This is a genomic window from Bartonella vinsonii subsp. arupensis OK-94-513, assembly GCF_000278235.1.
Taxonomy (GTDB): Bacteria; Pseudomonadota; Alphaproteobacteria; order Rhizobiales; family Rhizobiaceae; genus Bartonella; species Bartonella arupensis.
Map to the genome: position 1 here is coordinate 976,467 of NZ_JH725037.1, position 21,599 is coordinate 998,065.

The 21,599-nt window shown below is 38.8% G+C and carries 22 protein-coding genes, 2 tRNA genes and 1 pseudogene; 24 read left to right on the forward strand and 1 reads right to left on the reverse strand.

What is annotated here, in order from left to right:
• From ME1_RS08105 to ME1_RS04275, 6 genes and pseudogenes are all read left to right on the forward strand, one after another.
• Positions 1–429, forward strand: a pseudogene (locus tag ME1_RS08105) (hypothetical protein); the annotation flags it as partial.
• Positions 430–449: 20 nt separating this feature from the next.
• Positions 450–785, forward strand: a complete 336-nt coding sequence (locus ME1_RS04260) for a hypothetical protein (protein WP_004863732.1) — start codon at positions 450–452, stop codon at positions 783–785.
• A gap of 64 nt (positions 786–849) precedes the next feature.
• On the forward strand, positions 850–1,512 hold the full coding sequence (locus ME1_RS04265) for a lysozyme (RefSeq protein ID WP_004863735.1): 663 nt from the start codon (positions 850–852) through the stop codon (positions 1,510–1,512).
• On the forward strand, positions 1,509–1,736 hold the full coding sequence (locus ME1_RS04270; protein WP_004863738.1) for a hypothetical protein: 228 nt from the start codon (positions 1,509–1,511) through the stop codon (positions 1,734–1,736). The genes ME1_RS04265 and ME1_RS04270 overlap by 4 nt, the downstream gene beginning before the upstream one ends.
• Positions 1,669–1,893: a hypothetical protein gene (locus ME1_RS08250; RefSeq protein WP_081485018.1), complete on the forward strand. Its 225-nt coding sequence runs from the start codon at positions 1,669–1,671 to the stop codon at positions 1,891–1,893. The genes ME1_RS04270 and ME1_RS08250 overlap by 68 nt, the downstream gene beginning before the upstream one ends.
• Entirely contained in the window at positions 1,865–2,083 is a 219-nt protein-coding gene (locus tag ME1_RS04275; protein WP_035011646.1) for a hypothetical protein, read from the forward strand. Before ME1_RS08250 ends, ME1_RS04275 begins: the two co-directional genes overlap by 29 nt.
• Before the next feature lie 138 nt (positions 2,084–2,221).
• Here ME1_RS04275 and ME1_RS04280 read toward each other — a convergent pair.
• Positions 2,222–2,297 (reverse strand) — tRNA-Val (locus ME1_RS04280).
• A gap of 174 nt (positions 2,298–2,471) precedes the next feature.
• On the opposite strand from ME1_RS04280, the gene ME1_RS04285 reads away from it, so the two are divergent.
• The 18 genes from ME1_RS04285 (at position 2,472) to proS (ending at position 21,595) form a co-directional block, all read left to right on the forward strand.
• Positions 2,472–2,548 (forward strand) — tRNA-Asp (locus tag ME1_RS04285).
• Positions 2,549–2,858: 310 nt separating this feature from the next.
• Positions 2,859–3,224: an NADH-quinone oxidoreductase subunit A gene (locus ME1_RS04290; protein WP_004863741.1), complete on the forward strand. Its 366-nt coding sequence runs from the start codon at positions 2,859–2,861 to the stop codon at positions 3,222–3,224.
• Positions 3,215–3,796 (forward strand): NuoB/complex I 20 kDa subunit family protein, encoded by a 582-nt coding sequence (locus ME1_RS04295; RefSeq protein ID WP_004863744.1) that lies wholly within the window; start codon positions 3,215–3,217, stop codon positions 3,794–3,796. Before ME1_RS04290 ends, ME1_RS04295 begins: the two co-directional genes overlap by 10 nt.
• Positions 3,797–3,812: 16 nt before the next feature.
• Positions 3,813–4,421, forward strand: coding sequence for an NADH-quinone oxidoreductase subunit C (locus ME1_RS04300; RefSeq protein ID WP_196792787.1), 609 nt, complete (start codon positions 3,813–3,815; stop codon positions 4,419–4,421).
• A 124-nt stretch (positions 4,422–4,545) separates the two neighbouring features.
• Positions 4,546–5,736 (forward strand): NADH-quinone oxidoreductase subunit D, encoded by a 1,191-nt coding sequence (locus ME1_RS04305; RefSeq protein WP_004863749.1) that lies wholly within the window; start codon positions 4,546–4,548, stop codon positions 5,734–5,736.
• Positions 5,736–6,395, forward strand: coding sequence for an NADH-quinone oxidoreductase subunit NuoE (nuoE, locus tag ME1_RS04310; protein WP_004863752.1), 660 nt, complete (start codon positions 5,736–5,738; stop codon positions 6,393–6,395). Before ME1_RS04305 ends, nuoE begins: the two co-directional genes overlap by 1 nt.
• A gap of 144 nt (positions 6,396–6,539) precedes the next feature.
• The gene (nuoF, locus tag ME1_RS04315) at positions 6,540–7,847 is read left to right on the forward strand and encodes an NADH-quinone oxidoreductase subunit NuoF (RefSeq protein WP_035011648.1); all 1,308 of its coding nucleotides are present in this window, start codon (positions 6,540–6,542) and stop codon (positions 7,845–7,847) included.
• A 63-nt stretch (positions 7,848–7,910) separates the two neighbouring features.
• Entirely contained in the window at positions 7,911–9,980 is a 2,070-nt protein-coding gene (gene nuoG, locus ME1_RS04320; RefSeq protein ID WP_035008947.1) for an NADH-quinone oxidoreductase subunit NuoG, read from the forward strand.
• Between the two features lie 22 nt (positions 9,981–10,002).
• Positions 10,003–11,049, forward strand: a complete 1,047-nt coding sequence (gene nuoH / locus ME1_RS04325; RefSeq protein ID WP_004863761.1) for an NADH-quinone oxidoreductase subunit NuoH — start codon at positions 10,003–10,005, stop codon at positions 11,047–11,049.
• Positions 11,050–11,064: 15 nt separating this feature from the next.
• On the forward strand, positions 11,065–11,556 hold the full coding sequence (gene nuoI / locus ME1_RS04330; RefSeq protein WP_004863764.1) for an NADH-quinone oxidoreductase subunit NuoI: 492 nt from the start codon (positions 11,065–11,067) through the stop codon (positions 11,554–11,556).
• A gap of 95 nt (positions 11,557–11,651) precedes the next feature.
• Positions 11,652–12,272 (forward strand): NADH-quinone oxidoreductase subunit J, encoded by a 621-nt coding sequence (locus ME1_RS04335; protein WP_004863767.1) that lies wholly within the window; start codon positions 11,652–11,654, stop codon positions 12,270–12,272.
• 9 nt (positions 12,273–12,281) lie between these two features.
• Positions 12,282–12,590: an NADH-quinone oxidoreductase subunit NuoK gene (nuoK, locus tag ME1_RS04340; RefSeq protein WP_004860043.1), complete on the forward strand. Its 309-nt coding sequence runs from the start codon at positions 12,282–12,284 to the stop codon at positions 12,588–12,590.
• Positions 12,591–12,596: 6 nt separating this feature from the next.
• On the forward strand, positions 12,597–14,561 hold the full coding sequence (nuoL, locus tag ME1_RS04345) for an NADH-quinone oxidoreductase subunit L (RefSeq protein WP_004863770.1): 1,965 nt from the start codon (positions 12,597–12,599) through the stop codon (positions 14,559–14,561).
• The gene (locus ME1_RS04350; protein WP_035011650.1) at positions 14,561–16,030 is read left to right on the forward strand and encodes an NADH-quinone oxidoreductase subunit M; all 1,470 of its coding nucleotides are present in this window, start codon (positions 14,561–14,563) and stop codon (positions 16,028–16,030) included. The genes nuoL and ME1_RS04350 overlap by 1 nt, the downstream gene beginning before the upstream one ends.
• 17 nt (positions 16,031–16,047) lie before the next feature.
• On the forward strand, positions 16,048–17,502 hold the full coding sequence (gene nuoN / locus ME1_RS04355) for an NADH-quinone oxidoreductase subunit NuoN (protein WP_004863775.1): 1,455 nt from the start codon (positions 16,048–16,050) through the stop codon (positions 17,500–17,502).
• On the forward strand, positions 17,502–18,311 hold the full coding sequence (locus tag ME1_RS04360; RefSeq protein ID WP_004863781.1) for a biotin--[acetyl-CoA-carboxylase] ligase: 810 nt from the start codon (positions 17,502–17,504) through the stop codon (positions 18,309–18,311). The genes nuoN and ME1_RS04360 overlap by 1 nt, the downstream gene beginning before the upstream one ends.
• A 54-nt stretch (positions 18,312–18,365) precedes the next feature.
• Positions 18,366–20,042: a ribonuclease J gene (locus tag ME1_RS04365; protein ID WP_004863783.1), complete on the forward strand. Its 1,677-nt coding sequence runs from the start codon at positions 18,366–18,368 to the stop codon at positions 20,040–20,042.
• A gap of 224 nt (positions 20,043–20,266) precedes the next feature.
• The gene (proS, locus tag ME1_RS04370; protein ID WP_004863786.1) at positions 20,267–21,595 is read left to right on the forward strand and encodes a proline--tRNA ligase; all 1,329 of its coding nucleotides are present in this window, start codon (positions 20,267–20,269) and stop codon (positions 21,593–21,595) included.
• The last annotated feature ends 4 nt before the right edge of the window (positions 21,596–21,599 follow it).

Genomic DNA, 21,599 nt, shown 5'->3' on the forward strand with positions numbered 1-21,599 from the left:
ACGACCAATCGTAGCCATACGGATTTTTCAGACGATTTGAGGCGCGTGAAGAAATCTTTGTTGAATGATGAACAGTTTGCTTCAGCGATGTATGGGAGCAATGACAAGACAAACATTGAAGGGAAAAAAGCGCCTAGCTCTAAGCATTCAGGAGGACATGTTGATACAGCGAATAGGCGGATGATTTCGCATATCGGTTGTGAGGATGGTTGCGGTTATGTTTGGCAATATTTATCAGGCATTTTTGCTATGCAAGTCCAGTCTACTTCAACCTTGTGGACAAGTTATAAAACAGAAATGAATGTTTTAGTAGGAGGTGGCAGTTGGTCCAATGATGGACAAAGCAGTGCGTCCCTACGTGGTGTCTTGTCTCGTGGTTCACGGAGTGAGGAAGTAGGGGCACGCGGTTGTAGCCGTCCTAATCGTTAGGTTTAGAGGAGACGATAGGAATGAAAGAATATCCAGAGCATTTAAATACGAAACAAGATTATTTGAACATGCTTGATTATGACAAGGCAGAAACGGTGAAAAGGCTAGAACATCTTTTAGCAACGCGTTTTCATTGGGTTCGGGACCGTGAACTTAGCGAATGGGAAGCAGGTGTTGAGGATGAGACACACACCGTTTACGATGAAACAGGTGTATCTGTAGATGATGGTGCTGTTATCAAAAAACGGTATCAGTATGAATTACAAGAGAGTGAATATTCCTCTCTTAGTTCCCTTGGCTTTAGTGTTGAAGAAGTAGAACAATTAATTAAAGAGAATAGGGATGAAACTGTCTAGTTCTCCCTGAGATATCCCTTTTATCCAGCTCCCTTTTGTGGGGCTTTTTTTTATGGAGCAAGCAATGAGAAGAATATCGAAAGAAGGTTTAGAGCTGATCAAGCAATGGGAGGGACTACGTTTGAATGCGTATCAAGATACAGCATGTGTTTGGACGATAGGTTATGGTCACACCAGCTCTGCGGGCAAGCCAATTGTTAAGAAGGGCATGTACATTACACAAAAGCAAGCAGAAGAAATTCTTTGTGAGGATTTAAAGCAATTTGAGAAAACGGTTGAAGAAGCCGTTAAGGTTTCGTTGACGGATGAACAATTCGCGGCATTAGTGTCATTTTGCTATAATGTAGGCACAAAAGCGTTTTGCAAGTCTACCTTGTTAAAAAAGCTTAATAAGGGTGATTATGAATCGGTTCCAGCAGAATTACAGAGATGGAATAAGATAGGGGGCAAGCCTCTTAAAGGATTAGCAAACCGTAGAGCAGCAGAAGCAGGGTTATGGGCGAAAGGGGCTTATGTTTCTTCGAACTATCAACATGTGGAAACGAAAGAGGCAACGGGACTTCTCAAAGCAGAAGCCCTAGCACCGATTATAGGCTCGTGTTCAGGTCTTGGAGGATTATTGGCAGGCAATGGACCTATCCAATGGGCACTAGCCGTCATTATGGTTTTAGCGGCATGCACGGGCATAGTGTTTGTGGCTAAACGGTTTCGGGAGCAACGGTTGTGATTTTCTGGTTCAAGAAATATTACCTGATGTTTACAGCGGCTTTAGCCGTTTTTTTTATGGCTTTAGCCAAGGCGTTTTACCTTGGCAAGAAAAGTGAACAGCACAAGCAAACAAAGAATGCTTTGAAGACAGCAATAAGACGGCTTGAGGTAGAAAATGAAGTTAATCAAAAAAGTGATGCTGGTGTGCGCTCTGAACTTTCTCGTTGGGTGCGCGGCAAATAGGTCTGTTTCTTGTGTTGGCTGGTTGCCTATTTATTTGGATAATCAGGATGTTGCGGTCATCAGTCCCAATCTAGCAAGAGATATTTTAAAGCATAACAAGCAGGGAGCGCATTTATGCGGTTGGAAAGATGGTCGAGAAAGCAAACAACAAAGATAAAGAACTTACAGAAAACGAACGACAGCTGCTTTATGAGATGATCAATACCTATCAAGGTTTGAAGATGATGTCTCGTTGCGTGAAGTGGATAGCGTTCATTATTTTTATGTTCATTATCGATTTTGCCCGCATTATGGATGCGCTGGATAACATCCTCACACACCTCAAAAGATGGTTAACGAAGAGTTAAAGAAAAAAGTCTTTTCAAAAAAAATGCCCCTGTTGTAGAGGCATGATTCGAAATCCTATTCCCTCACTTTTATCCACGAATCCCTCACTTTAAAAAATGCATGTAAAATCAGTAAGTTACATGTATCTTAAAAGCATATGGTGGGCGATGAGAGACTCGAACTCCCGACATCCTCGGTGTAAACGAGGCGCTCTACCAGCTGAGCTAATCGCCCAATATAATGATCAGCAATTGGACAGGCTCTCTTTACGTAAAAAAAAATCTAAACGCAAGAATAAAGATAGTGTTTTACAATTTTTTTAAAAAAATGCATAAGTCCGCTTGACATAAACGCATGAACCACTTACACGACCGCTTATACCAATATCAATTGGTTTGAAAAAAGTGCGCGGGTGTAGCTCAGTTGGTTAGAGTGCTGGCCTGTCACGCCGGAGGTCGCGGGTTCGAGCCCCGTCACTCGCGCCATTTTCATAATTTCTTTTATGACTTTTTATTTTTTTTTGAGATATGAACATCCTTATATGCAAGGTGTAGGGCCGTTAAGGTGTTATTTTGGATGTTTTTTTAAGTTTAGATTTTTTCCTTTTTGTACGGTTTATAAGAATAGGGCTTGCGTCTTGCTTTTCTCTGCGTTACCTATGCCGATAAGAAAAGCGCGCTCAGTATGTTCTTGAAGCAATATGAGCGGAAATGGACAGAGATAATTTACCTGTTTGATTTAACAATATGGAATGATTGTTTTAATCTGGTCATTTCGTTAAGGTGGAAGAGGATTATGACTCATTTATTGGGCTCTTATTTGCCGGTGTTAATCTTTATCACTGTTTCAGCAGTTATTGCTGGGGTTCTTTTAATTATGCCTTATATCGTGGCTTATCGTTCGCCGGATCCTGAAAAATTATCGGCTTATGAATGTGGTTTTAATTCATTTGATGATGCGCGTATGAAGTTTGATATTCGTTTTTATTTAGTGTCGATTTTGTTTATTATTTTTGATCTTGAAGTTGCTTTCCTGTTTCCTTGGGCAGTTTCATTTAACTCGATTGGTATGTTTGGCTTTTGGTCAATGATTGTGTTTTTAACACTTTTAACTATCGGGTTTATATATGAATGGAAAAAAGGAGCTCTTGAATGGGATTAATATTTAATAATTCAACAATGACTGCTCCAAAACCAAAAGGAATTATTGATCCGAATACAGGCGAATTGATAGGTTCTGACGATAAATTTTTTCGTGATATTCATGCTGAATTATCGGATAAGGGTTTTTTAGTTACTTCGGCAGATGCTTTGATTACTTGGGCGCGTACCGGCTCTTTAATGTGGATGAGTTTTGGTTTGGCTTGTTGTGCTATTGAAATGATGCAATGTTCAATGCCCCACTATGATAATGAGCGTTTTGGATATGCGCCACGCGCTTCACCCCGTCAGTCAGATGTTATGGTGGTAGCGGGTACCTTAACGAATAAGATGGCCCCTGCTTTAAGAAAAGTGTACGATCAAATGCCAGAACCACGTTATGTGATTTCTATGGGATCGTGTGCCAATGGTGGTGGATATTACCATTATTCTTATTCAGTTGTACGTGGGTGCGATCGTATTGTGCCTGTGGATATTTATGTTCCAGGGTGTCCTCCTACAGCAGAGGCGTTGCTGTACGGTATATTATTATTACAGAAAAAAATTCGTCGTACTGGTTCCATAGAACGATAGGGGCTTTATTATCATGGTGAATGAATCATTGGTTGAACTTGCTGCCTATTTGAAAAACAAATTAGGAGATAAACTTGAAGAAACCGTTCTTGCATTTGGTGAATTGACTATAATATCATCTCTCTCTGCAATTACAGACGTTTTGATGTTTGTTCGTGATGATTCTCGTTGTCAATTTATTAATCTTACAGACATTAGTGGCGTTGATTATCCATCTCGCGATAAACGTTTTGATGTTTCTTACCAATTGTTATCTCCTCGTGAGAATTTGCGTTTGCGTGTTAAAGTTCGTACTGATGAAAATACGCCTGTTGCTTCCGCTTGCGCGATTTATCCTGGGGCAGAGTGGTATGAGCGTGAGGCGTACGATATGTATGGAATTTTATTTTCAGGGCATCCAGATTTAAGGCGGATTTTAACCGATTATGGATTCGAAGGGCATCCTTTACGTAAAGATTTTCCTGTGACAGGATTTGTTGAATGCCGTTATGATAATGAAGCAAAGAGGGTAATTTATGAACCTGTTATTTTGCGGCAAGAAATGCGCAATTTCGATTTTCTTTCTCCTTGGGAGGGAGGACAATATGTTTTGCCATGTGATGAAAAAATAGACATCCAAAAATAATATTTGAGCTAATAAAGTTTAGTATTTAGAGTAATGTTATTTAAAATAATTAAATGTTTTTCGTATGATAAAAGATTTTATTAATATTTAATATGAAGTTTTTTTGAAAAGCAAGGGGTTGAGTGTGGCTGAGGTTAATGTTCGGAATTTTAATATCAATTTTGGACCGCAGCATCCTGCAGCGCATGGGGTTTTGCGCATGGTTCTGGAATTGGACGGTGAAGTTGTCGAGCGTGTAGATCCACATATTGGATTGTTGCATCGCGGTACCGAAAAATTAATGGAAACAAAAACTTATCTTCAAGCTGGCCCTTATTTAGACCGTTTAGATTATGTTGCTCCTATGAATCAGGAGCATGCTTTTGTACTTGCTGTTGAAAAATTATTGGGTGTTGAGGTTCCCAAAAGAGGGCAGCTAATACGTGTTTTGTTTTCTGAAATTGGGCGCATTCTTAATCATTTGCTTAATGTAACAACGCAAGCAATGGATGTTGGTGCTTTGACACCACCGCTTTGGGGATTTGAACAACGTGAAAGATTGATGATTTTTTATGAGCGCGCGTGTGGAGCACGTCTTCATGCAAATTACTTTCGTCCTGGTGGTGTGCATCAGGATTTACCGGAATCTTTGATTGAGGATATTGGTAATTTTATTGATCCCTTTCTTATTGCTCTTGGTAAACTTGATGCGCTTGTAACACCAAATCGGATTTTTAAGCAGCGTAATGTCGATATTGGTGTAGTGAGTATTGATGAAGCTTGGGCTCGTGGTTTTTCTGGTGTCATGATTCGTGGTGCTGGTGTGCCATGGGATTTGCGTAAAAGCCAACCTTATGAATGTTATGATGAAATGGAATTTGATATTCCTGTAGGCAAGAATAGCGATTGTTATGATCGCTACCTGATTCGTATGGAAGAGATGCGTCAATCAGCAAAAATTATGCGCCAATGTGTGGATCGTTTGCTGAGTACTGAAAAAAACGGACCAGTTTCGAGTTTAGATCGCAAAATCGTTCCCCCAAAGCGGAGCGAAATGAAAAGTTCAATGGAAGCGCTTATTCATCATTTTAAGCTTTATACGGAAGGTTTTCATACTCCTCCTGGTGAGGTATATGTTGCTGTGGAAGCTCCGAAGGGCGAGTTCGGGGTTTATCTTATTTCTGATGGAACGAATAAGCCTTATCGTGTTAAGTTGCGTGCTCCAGGTTTTGCTCATCTTCAAGCTATGGATTTTTTAACACGAGGTCATATGTTGGCGGATGCTACAGCTATTTTAGGTTCGATTGATATTGTTTTTGGGGAGGTTGATCGCTAATGTCCGTGCGCCGTCTTGCAGATGATATTTACCAACCCGCAGAGTTTTCTTTTACAAAGGAAAATCAGATATGGGTAAAAAATACTATAGAAAAATATCCTGTAGGGCGTGAGCAATCTGCTGTAATTCCATTATTAATGCGTGCTCAAGAGCAAGATGGCTGGGTAACACGCGCTGCGATTGAGCATATCGCACAGCTTCTTTCCATGGCTTATATTCGTGTTCTAGAGGTTGCAACTTTTTATACTCAGTTTCAGCTTCATCCAGTTGGAACGAAGGCACATATTCAGGTTTGTGGTACGACCCCTTGTATGTTACGTGGGTCTGCTGAATTGATCAAAGTTTGTCAGAAAAAAATTCATCATGAACCTTTTGTTACCAATCAAGAGGGAACATTATCGTGGGAAGAGGTGGAATGTCTTGGTGCCTGTGTGAATGCTCCTATGATTATGATTTTTAAAGACACTTATGAAGATCTTACGGCTGAACGTCTTGAAGAAATTATTGATGCATTTGAAGCAGGTAAAGGTTCTGAGATAGCAGTTGGTCCACAAAATAGTCGTAAATCATCGGAGCCAATTAGTGGTTTAACCTCTCTCATTGAACAAGAAGAAAAGAAGACACTTAAATCGTCAAAGAAAAAGGGTAAAGAGGAATGAGGGACATAGTATTTTTCTGGAAAAGATATTTTATTATTCCATCTGTTGTGGCAGTATTTGACTAAAAGTTAATTGAAAAGATATTTAAGAATTGCATTTGAGGAAAAACTAAGAATGCTACGGGCAATAGAAAAGAGGGGGGGAATGCTGGCTGATAAGGATCGTATTTTCACCAACATTTATGGTTTTAAAGAGAAATCACTAAAAGCTGCAATCTCACGTGGACACTGGGATGGTACCAAGGCGATTATCGAAAAAGGCCGTGATTGGATCATTGATGAGGTAAAGGCATCAGGTTTGCGCGGACGTGGAGGTGCTGGTTTCCCTACAGGAATGAAGTGGTCTTTTATGCCAAAGCAAAGTGATGGTCGTCCCCATTATTTAGTTGTTAATGCAGATGAATCAGAACCCGGAACATGTAAAGATCGCGATATCTTACGGCATGATCCTCATACTTTAATTGAAGGATGTGTATTTGCAACTTTTGCTATGGGAGCGAATGTTGCTTTTATCTATATTCGTGGTGAATATATTCGTGAACGTGAAGCGCTTCAGGCGGCTGTTGATGAGTGTTATGATGCGGGCTTACTTGGCAAAAAAACAAAATATGGACATGCTTGCGATATTATTCTTCATCATGGTGCTGGTGCTTATATTTGTGGAGAAGAAACAGCTCTTCTCGAAAGCCTTGAAGGGAAAAAAGGACAACCTCGGCTTAAACCACCATTCCCTGCGAATATGGGGATTTATGGCTGTCCAACGACAGTAAACAATGTCGAATCTATAGCTGTTGTTCCAACGATTCTGCGTCGAGGAGCTTCTTGGTTTTCATCAATCGGACGTGCCAATAATGTTGGAACAAAATTATTTATGGTTTCTGGGCATGTGAATGCACCTTGTACATTTGAAGACGCTCTTGGTGTTTCTTTTCGTGAGTTAATTGAAAAACATGCAGGTGGTATTCGTGGTGGATGGGACAATCTTTTAGCAGTCATTCCAGGTGGAGCTTCTTGTCCAGTTGTTCGTGGTGAGGATATGGTTGATGCAATCATGGATTTTGATGGGATGCGAGATGTCGGCTCTTCTTTTGGCACTGGTGGTATGATCGTGATGGACAAATCAACCGATATTATCAAGGCAATTTGGCGTATAGCAGCTTTTTTTAAACATGAAAGTTGTGGTCAGTGTACGCCATGTCGTGAAGGAACCGGATGGATGATGCGTCTTTTAGGGCGTATGGTTGAAGGGAGAGCGCAAAAACGCGAGATTGACCTTTTGTTTGAAGTGTCTAAACAGGTTGAAGGGCACACTATTTGTGCACTTGGTGATGCCGCGGCATGGCCTATACAGGGGTTGATACGTAATTTTCGTCCAGAAATCGAGCGTAGAATTGATGATTATACGCGAAATGTCGTTCAAAGAAAAAATATTGCTTTGGAAGCAGTTGGATAGAGGATTTTGTTTTAAGAGCAACAATGCAAGTTTTAAGTGGGTTATCCGCAGGCTGGATGAATGATGATAAATATCAAAGTTGATGGTAAAGAGATCGAGGTCCCTGATTACTATACGTTGCTTCAGGCAGCAGAAGCGGCTGGTGCTGAGGTGCCACGTTTTTGTTTTCATGAATCTTTGTCAATTGCTGGAAATTGTCGCATGTGTTTGGTTGAGGTTAAAGGAGCAGCTCCAAAACCTCAGGCTTCTTGTGCTATGGGTGTTCGCGATTTACGATTAGGTCCTAATGGCGAAGTGCCAGAAATTTTTACCAATACAGAGATGGTTAAAAAAGCACGTGAAGGTGTCATGGAGTTTCTCCTCATCAACCATCCTTTAGATTGTCCTGTCTGCGATCAAGGAGGAGAATGTGATCTTCAAGATCAAGCAATGCTCTATGGACGTGACTGTTCTCGATATACAGAAAATAAGCGGGCTGTAGAAGATAAATATATTGGACCACTTGTGAAAACTGTTATGACACGTTGTATCCATTGCACGCGGTGTGTTCGTTTTACGACGGAAGTTGCAGGTATTTCTGAACTTGGTTTGATAGGTCGTGGTGAAGATGCTGAAATTACAACATATCTTGAAAAAGCAATGACATCTGAGTTGCAAGGAAATGTTATTGATCTTTGTCCGGTAGGAGCTTTAACTTCAAAACCTTATGCATTTCATGCACGTCCATGGGAATTGGTTAAAACGGAATCTATTGATGTGATGGATGCACTTGGTAGTGCTATTCGCATTGATAGCCGCGGTCGTGAAGTTATGCGGATTATGCCGCGTACAAATGAAGATGTAAATGAGGAGTGGATTTCTGATAAGACACGTTTTATTTGGGATGGATTACGCACTCAACGGCTTGATAAGCCATATGTACGCAAAGATGGAAGGCTTCAACCTGTAAGTTGGACAGAAGCTTTTGCAAAGATTAAAATGGTAGTTTCTAAAACCGCACCAGAAAAAATTGGGGCGATTGCTGGAGATCTTGCTTCCGTTGAGGAAATGTATGCACTGAAAACATTGTTGCTTTCATTGAATTCAAAGATATTTGATTTTCGTCAAAGAGGAATGGCTTTATCTCCTGAATTGGGACGTTCGAGTTACATTTTTAATCCGACAATTGCAGGTATTGAGCAGGCGGATGCATTGCTTATCGTAGGCTCTAATCCGCGCTATGAGGCAGCTGTTTTGAACGCACGTATTTTAAAACGCCAAAGGATGGGGCGTTTTCCCATTGCTCTCATTGGAGAGAAGGTCGATTTACGGTATCCATACTCGTATCTTGGAGCTGGTACGGATGCATTGAGTACACTCATTCGTGGAGAGGATGGCTTTTTTAATGTGTTAAAAGAAGCCAAAAGGCCACTTATTCTTATCGGGGAGGGTGCTGTTTCAGGTAAAGAAGGCTTGTCTGTTTTAAAAAATCTTGCAAAATTGGCTGATAGTGTTGGAGCTCTTAGTGAGGAATGGAATGGATTTGGTGTTCTTCACAATGCAGCGTCGGCTGTTGGAGGATTGGAGATCGGTTTTACTTCTAAACTTGGGGTTGCAAATATCATTAAAACCTGTGAAGTTTTATTTTTGCTTGGTGCTGATGAAGTAAAACTAGCCAATACAAAAGCTTTTACAATTTATATTGGTAGCCATGGTGATTATGGTGCGCATGCTGCTGATGTTATTTTGCCTGCGTCGGCTTACACTGAAAAATCAGGCCTCTATGTGAATACGGAAGGACGTGTTCAAATGACAAATCGGGCGGGTTTTGCTCCAGGTGAAGCAAAGGAGGATTGGGCTATTTTACGTGCTTTATCGGATGTTTTAGGACATAAGCTTCCTTTTGATTCGCTTTCTCAATTAAGACAGAGCCTGTTTAATGATTATCCACATCTTTGTGCCATTGATGATATAGTACCTTCCTGTGTAGATAATCTTAAAGCGCTTGGTTCGCAAATGGTTGCTCTAGAGAGGCAAACATTTACTTCTATGATTAAAGACTTTTATTTGACAAATCCAATAGCACGTGCTTCTGCAGTTATGGCAGAATGTTCATGTCTGGCAAAAGACCGTGCTACACAAGCTGTAAAGTAAGGGCAGAGAAAAAGGAATAATGATGTATGATTTCTTTATGACTTGGCTATTGCCATTACTTATTATAGTTGGGAAAACACTTCTGCTGTTGATTGTTCTCCTTGTCTTAGTTGCGTATCTTCTTTACGCAGATAGAAAGATTTGGGCAGCAGTGCAATTGCGGCGTGGTCCCAATGTTGTTGGTCCATGGGGGTTGTTACAGTCTTTTGCAGATTTAATTAAATTTGTTGTTAAGGAGCCTATTATCCCTGCTGGTGCTAATAAGGGTGTTTTTCTTTTAGCGCCTTTTATTTCCGCTACGCTTGCTTTATCAACTTGGGCTGTTGTTCCAGTTAATGAAGGCTGGGAAGTCGCAAAGATTAATGTTGGTTTGCTTTATATTTTAGCTATTTCTTCTCTTGAGGTTTATGGCGTTATTATGGGTGGGTGGGCATCAAATTCAAAATATCCTTTTTTAGGAGCTCTTCGTTCAGCGGCACAGATGGTTTCTTATGAAGTTTCTATTGGGTTTGTACTTGTAACTGTCATTTTAGTAAGTGGTTCATTGGATCTCACAACAATTGTACAAAAACAAAGCCATGGATTTGGAACGACTCTTGGTCTTCCTTTTAGTAGTTTTCTTGATTGGAATTGGCTTATTCTTTTTCCAATGTTTATTATATTTTTTATTTCTGCACTTGCAGAAACAAATCGTCCCCCCTTTGATTTAGTGGAGGCAGAATCTGAACTTGTTGCTGGTCATATGGTTGAATATTCTTCAACGCCTTACATGCTTTTCTTCCTTGGTGAGTACGTTGCTATTGTTTTAATGTGCGCTTTGACAACTATTTTATTTTTAGGTGGTTGGTTACCTCCTTTGGATGTTTGGTGGCTTAATTGGGTTCCTGGAGTCATTTGGTTTGTTCTAAAAGTTTGCTTTGTCTTTTTTTGGTTTGCTATGGTTAAAGCATTTGTTCCACGTTATCGCTACGATCAGCTCATGCGGCTTGGTTGGAAAGTTTTTCTTCCACTTTCATTAGCAATGGTTGTGATAACCGCTGCTTTTTTAAAGTATACTGGTTTTGTTTAAGAGGAGATTTTACTGATGTCAGGTTTTATTCAGGCAGCAAAATCACTCCTTCTCTTGGAATTTGTGAGCGCTTTTTTCTTAGCAATGCGTCAATTTTTTGCACCAAAGCCTACGATTAATTATCCTTATGAGAAAGGTTTTGTTTCTCAACGTTTCCGCGGTGAACATGCGCTACGTCGTTATCCAAATGGTGAAGAGCGGTGTATTGCCTGTAAATTATGTGAAGCGATTTGTCCTGCACAAGCTATTACAATTGAAGCAGGGCCGCGGCGCAATGATGGTACACGTAGAACTGTCCGTTATGATATAGATATGGTTAAGTGTATTTATTGTGGTTTTTGTCAGGAAGCTTGTCCGGTTGAAGCTATTGTAGAAGGACCCAATTTTGAGTTTGCAACAGAAACACGTGAAGAGCTTTATTATGATAAAGAAAAGCTTTTAATGAATGGAGATCGTTGGGAGCGAGAAATTGCTCGAAATATATTGATGGACGCACCTTATCGTTAAGTGTATCCTCGAGTGAGGTGTCGGATAATTTTCCGATAAATTTTAATCTGGTATGAAGTTTTGTACCAATTTTTTGATTATTTGAGGAGAAGCCTGTGCTAACAGATCTAGCGGCGGCATTTTTCTATTTATTTGCTTTCATTATGCTTTTAAGTGCACTGATTGTTATTACAGCACGCAATCCTGTGCATTCAGTTTTGTTTTTAATATTGGCATTTTTTAATGCTGCGGCTTTGTTTTTACTTGCAGGAGCAGAATTTTTGGGGCTTATTCTGCTTGTTGTTTATGTTGGTGCTGTGGCAGTTTTGTTTTTGTTTGTGGTTATGATGCTTGATGTTGATTTTGCTGAGTTGAAAAGTGGAGCACTTCGTTATGCTCCCATTGGAGCTCTTGTTGGGGGCATTATTGCTGTGGAATTGATTGTTGTTTTTGTGAGTGGTCATTTTTCTCCAGTTCTTAGAACACATATTACGCAACCAATGCCAGATTTAGTACAGCGAACAAATACACAGGCATTAGGCGATATTCTTTATACAGATTATGTTTTCTATTTTCAAATTGCTGGAATAATTTTATTGGTTGCAATGATTGGTGCGATTGTTTTGACACTTCGTCATAAGTCTGGTGTCAAGAGACAGTCTATTGCTGCGCAAGTTTCTCGGTCAGTAGAAAATGCAATTGAAATTAAACAAGTTGAATCAGGCAAGGGCATTTAAGGGGGGACTATGCACATTGATATTACACATTATCTCATTGTTTCTGCTTTAATGTTTACAATTGGTATTGCTGGCATTTTTCTCAATAGAAAGAATGTGATTATTATCTTGATGTCTATTGAGCTTATATTGCTTTCAGTTAATCTCAATTTTGTTGCATTTTCAGCATTTCTTCACGATCTTGTTGGTCAGATATTTGCTTTATTTATTTTAACGGTAGCAGCTGCTGAAGCTGCAATTGGTCTTGCAATTCTTGTGGTTTTTTTCCGTAATCGTGGTTCTATTGCGGTTGAAGATGTTAATGTAATGAAAGGCTAACCGATAATGTATTACACGATTGTCTTTCTTCCACTTTTGGGCTTTTTAATTGCTGCTATAGGTGGAAAAACTATAGGAGATCGCGTTAATGAATTGGTGACATGTAGCTTTATGGTGATTGTTGCCATATTATCGTGGATAGCCTTTTTTAAGGTTGCGCTTGGTCATGTTCCAGTAATTGATGTCTTAGTATTACATTGGCTTACTGTTGGTGGTTTGACCTTTGATTGGGCTTTACATATTGATACATTAACAGCTGTCATGCTTGTTGTTGTGAATAGTGTTTCGGCATTAGTGCATATATATTCAATTGGTTATATGCATCATGATCCTTCAAGGTCCCGTTTTTTTTCTTATCTTTCCCTCTTTACATTTATGATGCTTATGTTGGTGACATCCAATAACTTGATACAGATGTTTTTTGGATGGGAAGGTGTGGGGCTTGCTTCTTATTTGCTCATTGGTTTTTGGTTTCAGCGAGATTCTGCCAATAAGGCTGCTATGAAAGCTTTTGTGGTTAATCGTGTTGGAGACTTTGGTTTTCTCTTAGGAATCTTTAGTATTTTTGTTTTGTTTCAATCGGTTGATTTTGTTTCTATTTTTGAAAAAGCTGCAGACAAAAGCTTCATACAAAATATAACCTTTCTAGGTTGGCAGCTTAATGGGCAGACGGCGATTACTATTACATGTCTTTTATTGTTTATTGGCGCGATGGGAAAATCAGCACAATTTCTTTTACATACATGGCTCCCTGATGCGATGGAGGGGCCAACTCCTGTATCTGCACTTATTCATGCGGCAACAATGGTAACGGCTGGCGTCTTTATGGTTGCGCGTATGTCACCCATTTTTGAACTTTCTTCTATTGCTTTGACAGTGATCATTATTGTTGGAGCAACGACTGCATTTTTTGCAGCAACTGTAGGATTGGTACAGAATGATATTAAGCGTGTGATTGCATATTCTACATGTTCACAACTTGGTTATATGTTTGTTGCATTAGGTGTTGGAGCTTATGGAGCAGCTGTTTTTCATCTTTTTACGCATGCTTTTTTTAAAGCTTTATTATTTCTTGGTGCGGGTTCTGTAATTCATGCCGTATCTGATGAACAAGATATGCGAAAAATGGGTGGCTTACGCAAACATATAAAGGGAACTTATTGGATGATGATGATAGGAACCATTGCGTTGACAGGTGTTGGAATTCCAGGAACACTTTTCGGAACTGCTGGTTTTTTCTCCAAAGATGCAATTATAGAGTCTGCTTTTGCATCACATAATATCGCTTCAGGATATGCCTTCTATCTTCTTGTTTTTGCTGCCTTATTGACAAGTTTTTATTCATGGCGACTTATATTTATGACATTTCATGGTAAACCACGAGCGACAGTTGATGTGATGCATCATGTTCATGAATCGCCCCCAGTTATGTTGATTCCACTCTTTATTTTATCTATTGGAGCAATATTTTCTGGTGTCGTTTTTCAACCTTATTTTTTTGGTGATCTATATGACGCCTTTTGGAAAGGTGCATTGTTTACAAACCACCATAATCACATTCTTCATGAGGCTCATAATGTGTCCAATTTGGTAAAATGGTCGCCATTTGTAGCGATGCTTCTTGGATTTATAATAGCCTATTTATTCTATATTTCTTTTCCTTCTCTTCCTAAAAAAATGACTGGAATTATGCCGAGAGTGTATAATTTTCTTTACCAAAAATGGTATTTTGATCAATTATATCACTTTTTATTTGTTCGTTCTGCTTTCAAGGTGAGTTTCTTTCTTTGGAAGGTGGGAGACGGTAAAATTATTGATGGTCTAGGTCCGAATGGTATTGCAGCGCGTGTTGTTGATATTACAAATAGAGTTGTTCGGATTCAGACAGGCTATCTTTATCACTATGCATTTGCGATGCTTATAGGTATTGCATTGCTGATCACATGGATGATGATCGGGGGCGTAAACTGATGACGGATTGGCCTATTCTTTCTACGGTTACATTTTTACCGCTTGTTGGTGTACTTCTGATTTTATTTATCAAAGACGATAGCGAGGTAGCACAACATAATATACGTAATGTAGCATTTTTTACGACTGTATTTGTTTTTATTATATCCTTAATTATTTGGGCGGGTTTTGATAATACAAATGCTCATTTTCAAATGGTTGAGAAATCCAATTGGTTAGGAGGAGGCATTAGCTATCATATGGGAGTTGATGGTATCTCGATCCTTTTTGTCGTTCTCTCAGCATTTCTTTTGCCTTTCTGTATTTTAGCAAGTTGGGAGAATGTTAAAGATAGATTAAAAGCCTATATGATTGCTTTTCTTCTTCTTGAAGTTGCAATTATTGGAGTCTTTTGCGCTCTTGATGCAATGTTGTTTTATGTTTTTTTTGAAGGCAGCCTTATTCCAATGTTTATTATTATAGGTGTTTGGGGGGGGGCGCGTCGTGTTTACGCAAGTATAAAGTTTTTCCTTTACACTTTACTTGGTTCAGTGCTTATGCTGGTTGCCCTTATGGCTATGTATTGGGAAGCTGGAACACTTGATATACCAACTTTATTAACTTATCAGTTTCCTGCACACATGCAAATATGGTTGTGGCTTGCCTTTTTTGCTTCTTTTGCAGTTAAAATGCCAATGTGGCCGGTCCATACATGGTTGCCTGATGCTCACGTAGAAGCACCAACAGCTGGTTCGGTTATTTTAGCTGGTGTTTTACTCAAATTAGGTGGATATGGTTTTCTTCGTTTTTCTTTACCAATGTTTCCTATTGCCTCAGCTGATCTTGCTCCGTTAGTTTTCACATTATCGCTTATCGCTATTATTTATACATCATTGGTTGCACTTGTTCAAAATGATATAAAAAAGCTTATTGCCTATTCCTCAATAGCACATATGGGGTACGTAACGATGGGCATTTTTGCTGCCAATGAGCAGGGTATTCAAGGTGCTATTTATCAGATGCTCTCGCATGGAATTGTTTCAGCAGCTTTATTTCTTTGTGTTGGGGTTATCTACGACCGTCTACATACACGCGAAATTTCAGCTTTTGGCGGTTTAGTGAATAACATGCCTAAATATGCTGTTGTTTTCTTAATTTTCACTATGGCAAATGTTGGCTTACCGGGGAGCTCAGGATTTTTGGGTGAATTTTTAACCTTAATAGGCGTTTTTCAAGTAAATAAATTGGTTGTTGTTTTTGCTACAACTGGAGTTATTTTATCAGCTGCCTATGCACTTTACCTTTATCGGCGTGTGGTTTTTGGTTCCTTGGATAAAGAAAATTTAAAGGTTCTTATGGATCTCTCTGTAAGAGAAAAAATTATTCTTTATCCGATGGTTGTTCTTACAATATTTTTTGGTATCTATCCAACGCCTATACTTAAAGCAACGGCGTTTTCCGTAGAAGCCCTCATCAATAAACTGCACTAGATAAGGGAAGAATGCTCATGCAAACTGAAATCATAGCTCAATTGGTATTAATTCTTCCAGAGATTTTAATAGCATTAGGGGCGGTAGTCTTACTTTTGATTGGTGTTTATTCTAATGCACGTTCCTTTTTAACTGTAACGGGGCTAACCATTGCACTTCTTGTTGCAACCATTGTAATTATCGCCGTTTTTCCGAAAAGTGGCTTATTTCAAACCAATGCGCTCATTATTGATTCTTTTGGTCGTTATATGAAAATTTTAACGCTTATTGGTGCACTTTTTGCTCTTATTATGTCTGTTAGTTTTACCAGTTCACAAAAGTTCGATATATTTGAATTTCCAGTGCTCGTTCTTTTAGCAACTCTTGGCATGATGCTGATGATTTCAGCTGGTAATATGTTATCGCTTTATATGGGATTAGAATTACAATCTTTAGCTTTATATGTTTTAGCTGCGATCAATCGTGATAATGTAAAATCTTCTGAAGCCGGTATAAAATACTTTGTTTTAGGGGCCTTGTCTTCAGGATTATTGCTCTATGGTATTTCTTTGCTTTATGGTTTTACTGGTCAAATTGGTTTTCACGAGATTGCTCTTGCTTTAAAAGGTGAAAGTTTACAATTAGGAGTTATTTTTGGAATTGTCTTTATTTTAGCCGGTTTGGCTTTCAAAATTTCCGCAGTTCCTTTTCATATGTGGACACCTGATGTTTATGAAGGAGCACCAACACCTATTACAGCATTTTTTGCTGGTGCTCCTAAAGTTGCTGCGATGGCATTAATTATTCGTATTATTGTTATGACTTTTATGCCACTCAGTAATTCTGATGGTTCTATGCCTGCATGGCAGCAAATTTTGGTATTTATGGCGATTGCATCGATGATACTTGGTGCATTCGCTGCAATTGGCCAGAATAATATTAAACGTTTAATGGCTTATTCATCAATCGGTCATATGGGATATGCACTTGTTGGTTTAGCTGCTGGAGATATGCTGGGGATAAAAAGTGTTATTCTTTATATGACTATTTATCTTGGCATGACGCTTGGCTCATTTGCTTTTATTCTTGGGATGCGCTCTAGTGGTGGAAATGTTGAAAATATTTATGACCTTTCAGGATTAGTCAAAACTAATCCGTTTATGGCGGTAGTCATGACTATACAACTTTTTTCGTTAGCTAGTATTCCACCCATGGCTGGTTTTTTTGGAAAATGGTATACATTTTCTGCTGCTGTTCATGCTGGACTTACTCCACTTGCTGTCGTTGGGATGATAGCTTCTGTTGTTGGAGCTTTTTACTATTTGCGAGTCATTAAAATTATGTGGTTTGATGAAGCAAAAGCGCATTTTGTTGTTTTATCGAATGAGCTTCAGTTTTGTCTCAGTCTTTCTGCATTATTCATTTTATTTTATACGCTTTTTGGAGTCTGGTTTGCTGAGTTAGCTGAAAGAGCAGCGGTCGCATTGTTTTAATGAATATGGTTTATATTTTATCAGATTTTGCACAAAAACAAGGATACACTGTTGAATCATACGAAAGTGTTGATTCAACAAATCTTATTGCACAACAAAAAGCGCAAGCTGGTCATCAGGGTTATCTCTGGGTTGTTGCACAAGAACAATCACAGGGAAGAGCAAGAAGAGGTAGGACATGGTCTAGTCCAAGAGGGAACCTTTATTCTAGTCTTTTGTTAATTGATGATATTGTTCATCAAACAGCTGCTCAACTTGGTTTTGTTGCTGGAGTAAGTGTGGTAGAAGCAGTAAAAAAATTTGTAAAAGATGAAAAACACATAAACAGTATTGTTAGCTTAAAATGGCCAAATGATATTTTGCTAGGAGGAGCTAAAAGCTCTGGAGTTTTGCTCGAGATTTTTAAATTACCATCACAACAGTATGCATTGGTTATTGGTATTGGAATAAATGTAAAATATCATTATGAAGATGCGCCGTATCCTACTTCCAGTTTAAATAATATTGGTTTGTCTGTTGAAACGGGGCAGTTGTTTACGGTTTTGACGGAGTGTTTTTCTAAAAATTACCTTCTTTGGAAACAACCAAAAGGAGGTGAGGCAATTCGCAAAAAATGGCTTTTATATTCCGCTCATCTTGGACAACATATCAAAATAGTCAATGATGAAAAAATCATTGAAGGCATTTTTGAGGGGCTTGATGGTGATTTTAACTGTGTCATAAAACAAACTAATGGTCAGCAAGCCATTATAACAGCTGGAGATGTTCATTTTGGTTTAGCTGCTTCTGTTAATGCAGGCCGTTATTAATTTATGAAAATTTTATTTCACCATCAGATTGTCTTAATGATTTAGGAGATGTTTATGGTTGCAGCCAATGAGAATGAGTTGGTTTTTTTACCTTTAGGAGGAGTAGGTGAGATAGGGATGAATCTGGCTGCTTATGGATTTGGATCACAAAATTCTCGTGAATGGCTTATTGTTGATATGGGAGTGAGTTTTGCTGGTCCTGAATTACCGGGGACAGATCTTATTTTACCTGATATTCGTTTTTTGGAAAGTGAAAAACATAATGTGCGTGGTCTTATTTTAACACATGCTCACGAGGATCATTATGGCGCTGTTCTTGATTTATGGCCAAAGCTTAGAGTTCCACTTTACTGCACTCCTTTTACGGCAGGCTTATTGGAAAGCAAAAAGCAATCAGATTTTGAATCTTATAAAATACCGCTCAATATTTTTCAATCTGGTGATTTTTTTCAGGTCGGGGCTTTTGCTATCGAAGCTGTTGCTGTTAACCATTCAATTCCAGAATCTGTATCTTTGGCAATTACAACGTCTTTAGGCACTGTAATCCATACTGGTGATTGGAAAATTGATCTTACGCCTTCCCTTGGAGCTATAACGGATGAAAAACGGTTTCGCACTTTAGGCAATAAAGGTGTGTTAGCATTGCTTTGTGATTCCACGAATGCATGTCGGGAAGGTATAACACCATCGGAACAGCAAGTTCAGACAACTCTTTCTGAAATTTTTTCGAAAGCAGAGGGGCGGGTTGCGATAGTGACTTTTTCTTCTAATGTTGGTCGGATACGTTCAATAGCTCTTGCTGCCGAATCTGCTGGTCGCAAAGTTCTTATTGTTGGGCGTTCTCTTAAGCGGAGTATTCTGGTTGCGCAAGAGCTTGGTTATATGAATGGTTTAGCCCCTTTTCTCTCAGAAGATGATTATGGATATATTTCACGAAAAGATATTGTTTTAATTGTGACAGGTAGCCAAGGGGAACCATGTGCTGCCTTAGCTAAGCTATCACGCAATGAAATGAGAAATATTGCACTTTCTGCTGGTGATACTGTTGTTTATTCGTCTCGTAGTATACCAGGAAATGAAAAAGCTATTATTGCGATTCAAAATCGTTTTATCGATATGGGAATTAAAGTTATTACCAATGAGCATGCTCTGGTTCATGTTTCAGGCCATCCCCGTCGTTCAGAACTTTTACAGATGTATGATTGGCTAAAGCCACAGATACTTGTTCCTGTACATGGAGAGGCAATCCACCTTACGGCTCAGGCGGATTTAGCGCGTCAAGCAGGTATTAAAATTGTTGCTGAGATTAGAAATGGTAATGTGTTACGTCTTGCACCAGAGCCAGTAGAAGTCATTGATCAAGCTCCTGTTGGTCGCATCTATAAAGATGGTTGTCTTATTGGTGATGAGGACGAATTAGGAATTCGTGAACGTCGCAAATTAAGTTATGCTGGTTATGTTGCTGTTTCTCTTCATATGAATAGCAAACATGAATTGCTTGATGATATAGGTTTAACCACATTTGGGCTCCCTGAAAGTAATGGAAAAGGGGAAAGTTTTAAAAATATGCTTTTAGATGTTGTGGAAAATACGATTTATAGTATTCCACGTATTAAACGAAAAAATAATGAACTTATTCGGGAAGCAACGCGGCGCGCAGTTAGAGCGGCTGTTAATGAGGTTTGGCAAAAAAAGCCCGTCTGTACAGTTTTTTTACATCGGTCAAAATAAAGCATTTTAGTGTTATGTTATTTTCTTTTTAATGAAAGAAAGAGAGAAAAGAATTATACAATTATTTTATTGTAAAAAATAAGCTCAATAAGGAATAGAACATATAAATTTTTCAACAATATGATTGTTATGGTTGCAAGCATTCGGAATAGAGCTATAGATGAGCATATACACTATTTAAATTTTTTTAATATGATGGGCCTGGTTAGGAGTTAATTGTTTCAATGCGTCTTTCTCAATATTTTCTTCCACTTTTAAAAGAGAATCCTAAGGAAGCAGAGATTGTTTCTCATCGATTTATGTTGCGTGCAGGTATGATTCGTCAACAAACATCAGGAATTTATTCTTGGCTGCCTTTAGGTAAAAAAGTACTTGATAAAGTTTGTAAAATTATTCGAGAAGAGCAAGAACGTGCTGGTGCGATAGAAATATTAATGCCTACAATTCAATCTGCAGATCTTTGGCGTGAAAGTGGTCGTTATGATGATTATGGTTTGGAAATGCTCCGCATTAAAGATCGTCAAAAGCGTGATTTACTTTATGGTCCGACAAATGAAGAAATGGTAACAGATATTTTCCGTTCCTATATTCGTTCTTACAAAGATCTTCCGCTTAATTTGTACCATATTCAATGGAAATTTCGTGATGAAATCCGTCCACGTTTTGGTGTGATGCGCTCACGAGAATTTTTAATGAAAGATGCTTATTCTTTTGATCTTGATTATGAAAGTTCTCAAACATCTTATAATCGTATGTTTATTGCTTATTTGCGTACTTTTTCTCGTCTTGGCTTAAGAGCAATTCCCATGCGTGCTGATACAGGCCCAATTGGTGGTGAACTAAGCCATGAATTCATTATTTTGGCAGAAACAGGGGAAAGTGCTATATTTTGTGATAAACAATTTCTTGAGCTTCCAGTTCCACACAGTTCAATCGATTTTAGTGATAAAGCTGTTTTAACTGATATTGTTAAACAGTGGACATCTTTTTATGCAGCTACAGAGGAAATGCATAATGAAGAAGAGTGGGCTGGTGTTTCTGAAGAGAACCGTCTTTCAGCTCGCGGTATAGAAGTAGGGCATATTTTCCATTTTGGTACTAAATATTCTGCTCCAATGGGGGCAAAAGTTATGGGACAGGATGGAAAAGAGCATGTTGTCTCTATGGGGTCTTATGGCATTGGCCCTTCGCGTCTTGTTGCAGCTGCTATTGAAGCTTCTCATGATGAAAATGGTATTATTTGGCCAAAGTCTATAGCACCATTCGATTTTGGTATCATCAATATGAAACCAGAGGATGAAAAATGTACACATGCATGTGAAATCCTCTATCAAGGATTAAGACATGCTGGTTTCGAACCATTATTAGATGATAGAAATGAGCGTCCTGGAGCAAAATTTGCAACGATGGACTTAATTGGTTTACCAACACAAATTATTGTTGGGCCTAAAAGCATTGCACAAAATGAAGTTGAAATGAAAGATCGAAAAACGGGGGTAAAAAAATCTCTAACGGTTGAAGATATACTCAAACAGTTTTCTGTAGTTTTATAGGCAA

What these genes read in the sequence shown, in the direction of transcription:
- nuoF (WP_035011648.1), top strand. Translation starts at nt 6,540, where the DNA reads ATGCTGGCTGATAAGGATCGTATTTTCACCAACATTTATGGTTTTAAA.
- ME1_RS04290 (WP_004863741.1), top strand. Translation starts at nt 2,859, where the DNA reads ATGACTCATTTATTGGGCTCTTATTTGCCGGTGTTAATCTTTATCACT.
- ME1_RS04295 (WP_004863744.1), top strand. Translation starts at nt 3,215, where the DNA reads ATGGGATTAATATTTAATAATTCAACAATGACTGCTCCAAAACCAAAA.
- ME1_RS08250 (WP_081485018.1), top strand. Translation starts at nt 1,669, where the DNA reads ATGAAGTTAATCAAAAAAGTGATGCTGGTGTGCGCTCTGAACTTTCTC.
- nuoK (WP_004860043.1), top strand. Translation starts at nt 12,282, where the DNA reads ATGCACATTGATATTACACATTATCTCATTGTTTCTGCTTTAATGTTT.
- nuoN (WP_004863775.1), top strand. Translation starts at nt 16,048, where the DNA reads ATGCAAACTGAAATCATAGCTCAATTGGTATTAATTCTTCCAGAGATT.
- nuoL (WP_004863770.1), top strand. Translation starts at nt 12,597, where the DNA reads ATGTATTACACGATTGTCTTTCTTCCACTTTTGGGCTTTTTAATTGCT.
- nuoE (WP_004863752.1), top strand. Translation starts at nt 5,736, where the DNA reads ATGTCCGTGCGCCGTCTTGCAGATGATATTTACCAACCCGCAGAGTTT.
- ME1_RS04260 (WP_004863732.1), top strand. Translation starts at nt 450, where the DNA reads ATGAAAGAATATCCAGAGCATTTAAATACGAAACAAGATTATTTGAAC.
- proS (WP_004863786.1), top strand. Translation starts at nt 20,267, where the DNA reads ATGCGTCTTTCTCAATATTTTCTTCCACTTTTAAAAGAGAATCCTAAG.
- nuoG (WP_035008947.1), top strand. Translation starts at nt 7,911, where the DNA reads ATGATAAATATCAAAGTTGATGGTAAAGAGATCGAGGTCCCTGATTAC.
- nuoH (WP_004863761.1), top strand. Translation starts at nt 10,003, where the DNA reads ATGTATGATTTCTTTATGACTTGGCTATTGCCATTACTTATTATAGTT.
- ME1_RS04360 (WP_004863781.1), top strand. Translation starts at nt 17,502, where the DNA reads ATGAATATGGTTTATATTTTATCAGATTTTGCACAAAAACAAGGATAC.
- ME1_RS04365 (WP_004863783.1), top strand. Translation starts at nt 18,366, where the DNA reads ATGGTTGCAGCCAATGAGAATGAGTTGGTTTTTTTACCTTTAGGAGGA.
- ME1_RS04350 (WP_035011650.1), top strand. Translation starts at nt 14,561, where the DNA reads ATGACGGATTGGCCTATTCTTTCTACGGTTACATTTTTACCGCTTGTT.
- nuoI (WP_004863764.1), top strand. Translation starts at nt 11,065, where the DNA reads ATGTCAGGTTTTATTCAGGCAGCAAAATCACTCCTTCTCTTGGAATTT.
- ME1_RS04275 (WP_035011646.1), top strand. Translation starts at nt 1,865, where the DNA reads ATGGTCGAGAAAGCAAACAACAAAGATAAAGAACTTACAGAAAACGAA.
- ME1_RS04265 (WP_004863735.1), top strand. Translation starts at nt 850, where the DNA reads ATGAGAAGAATATCGAAAGAAGGTTTAGAGCTGATCAAGCAATGGGAG.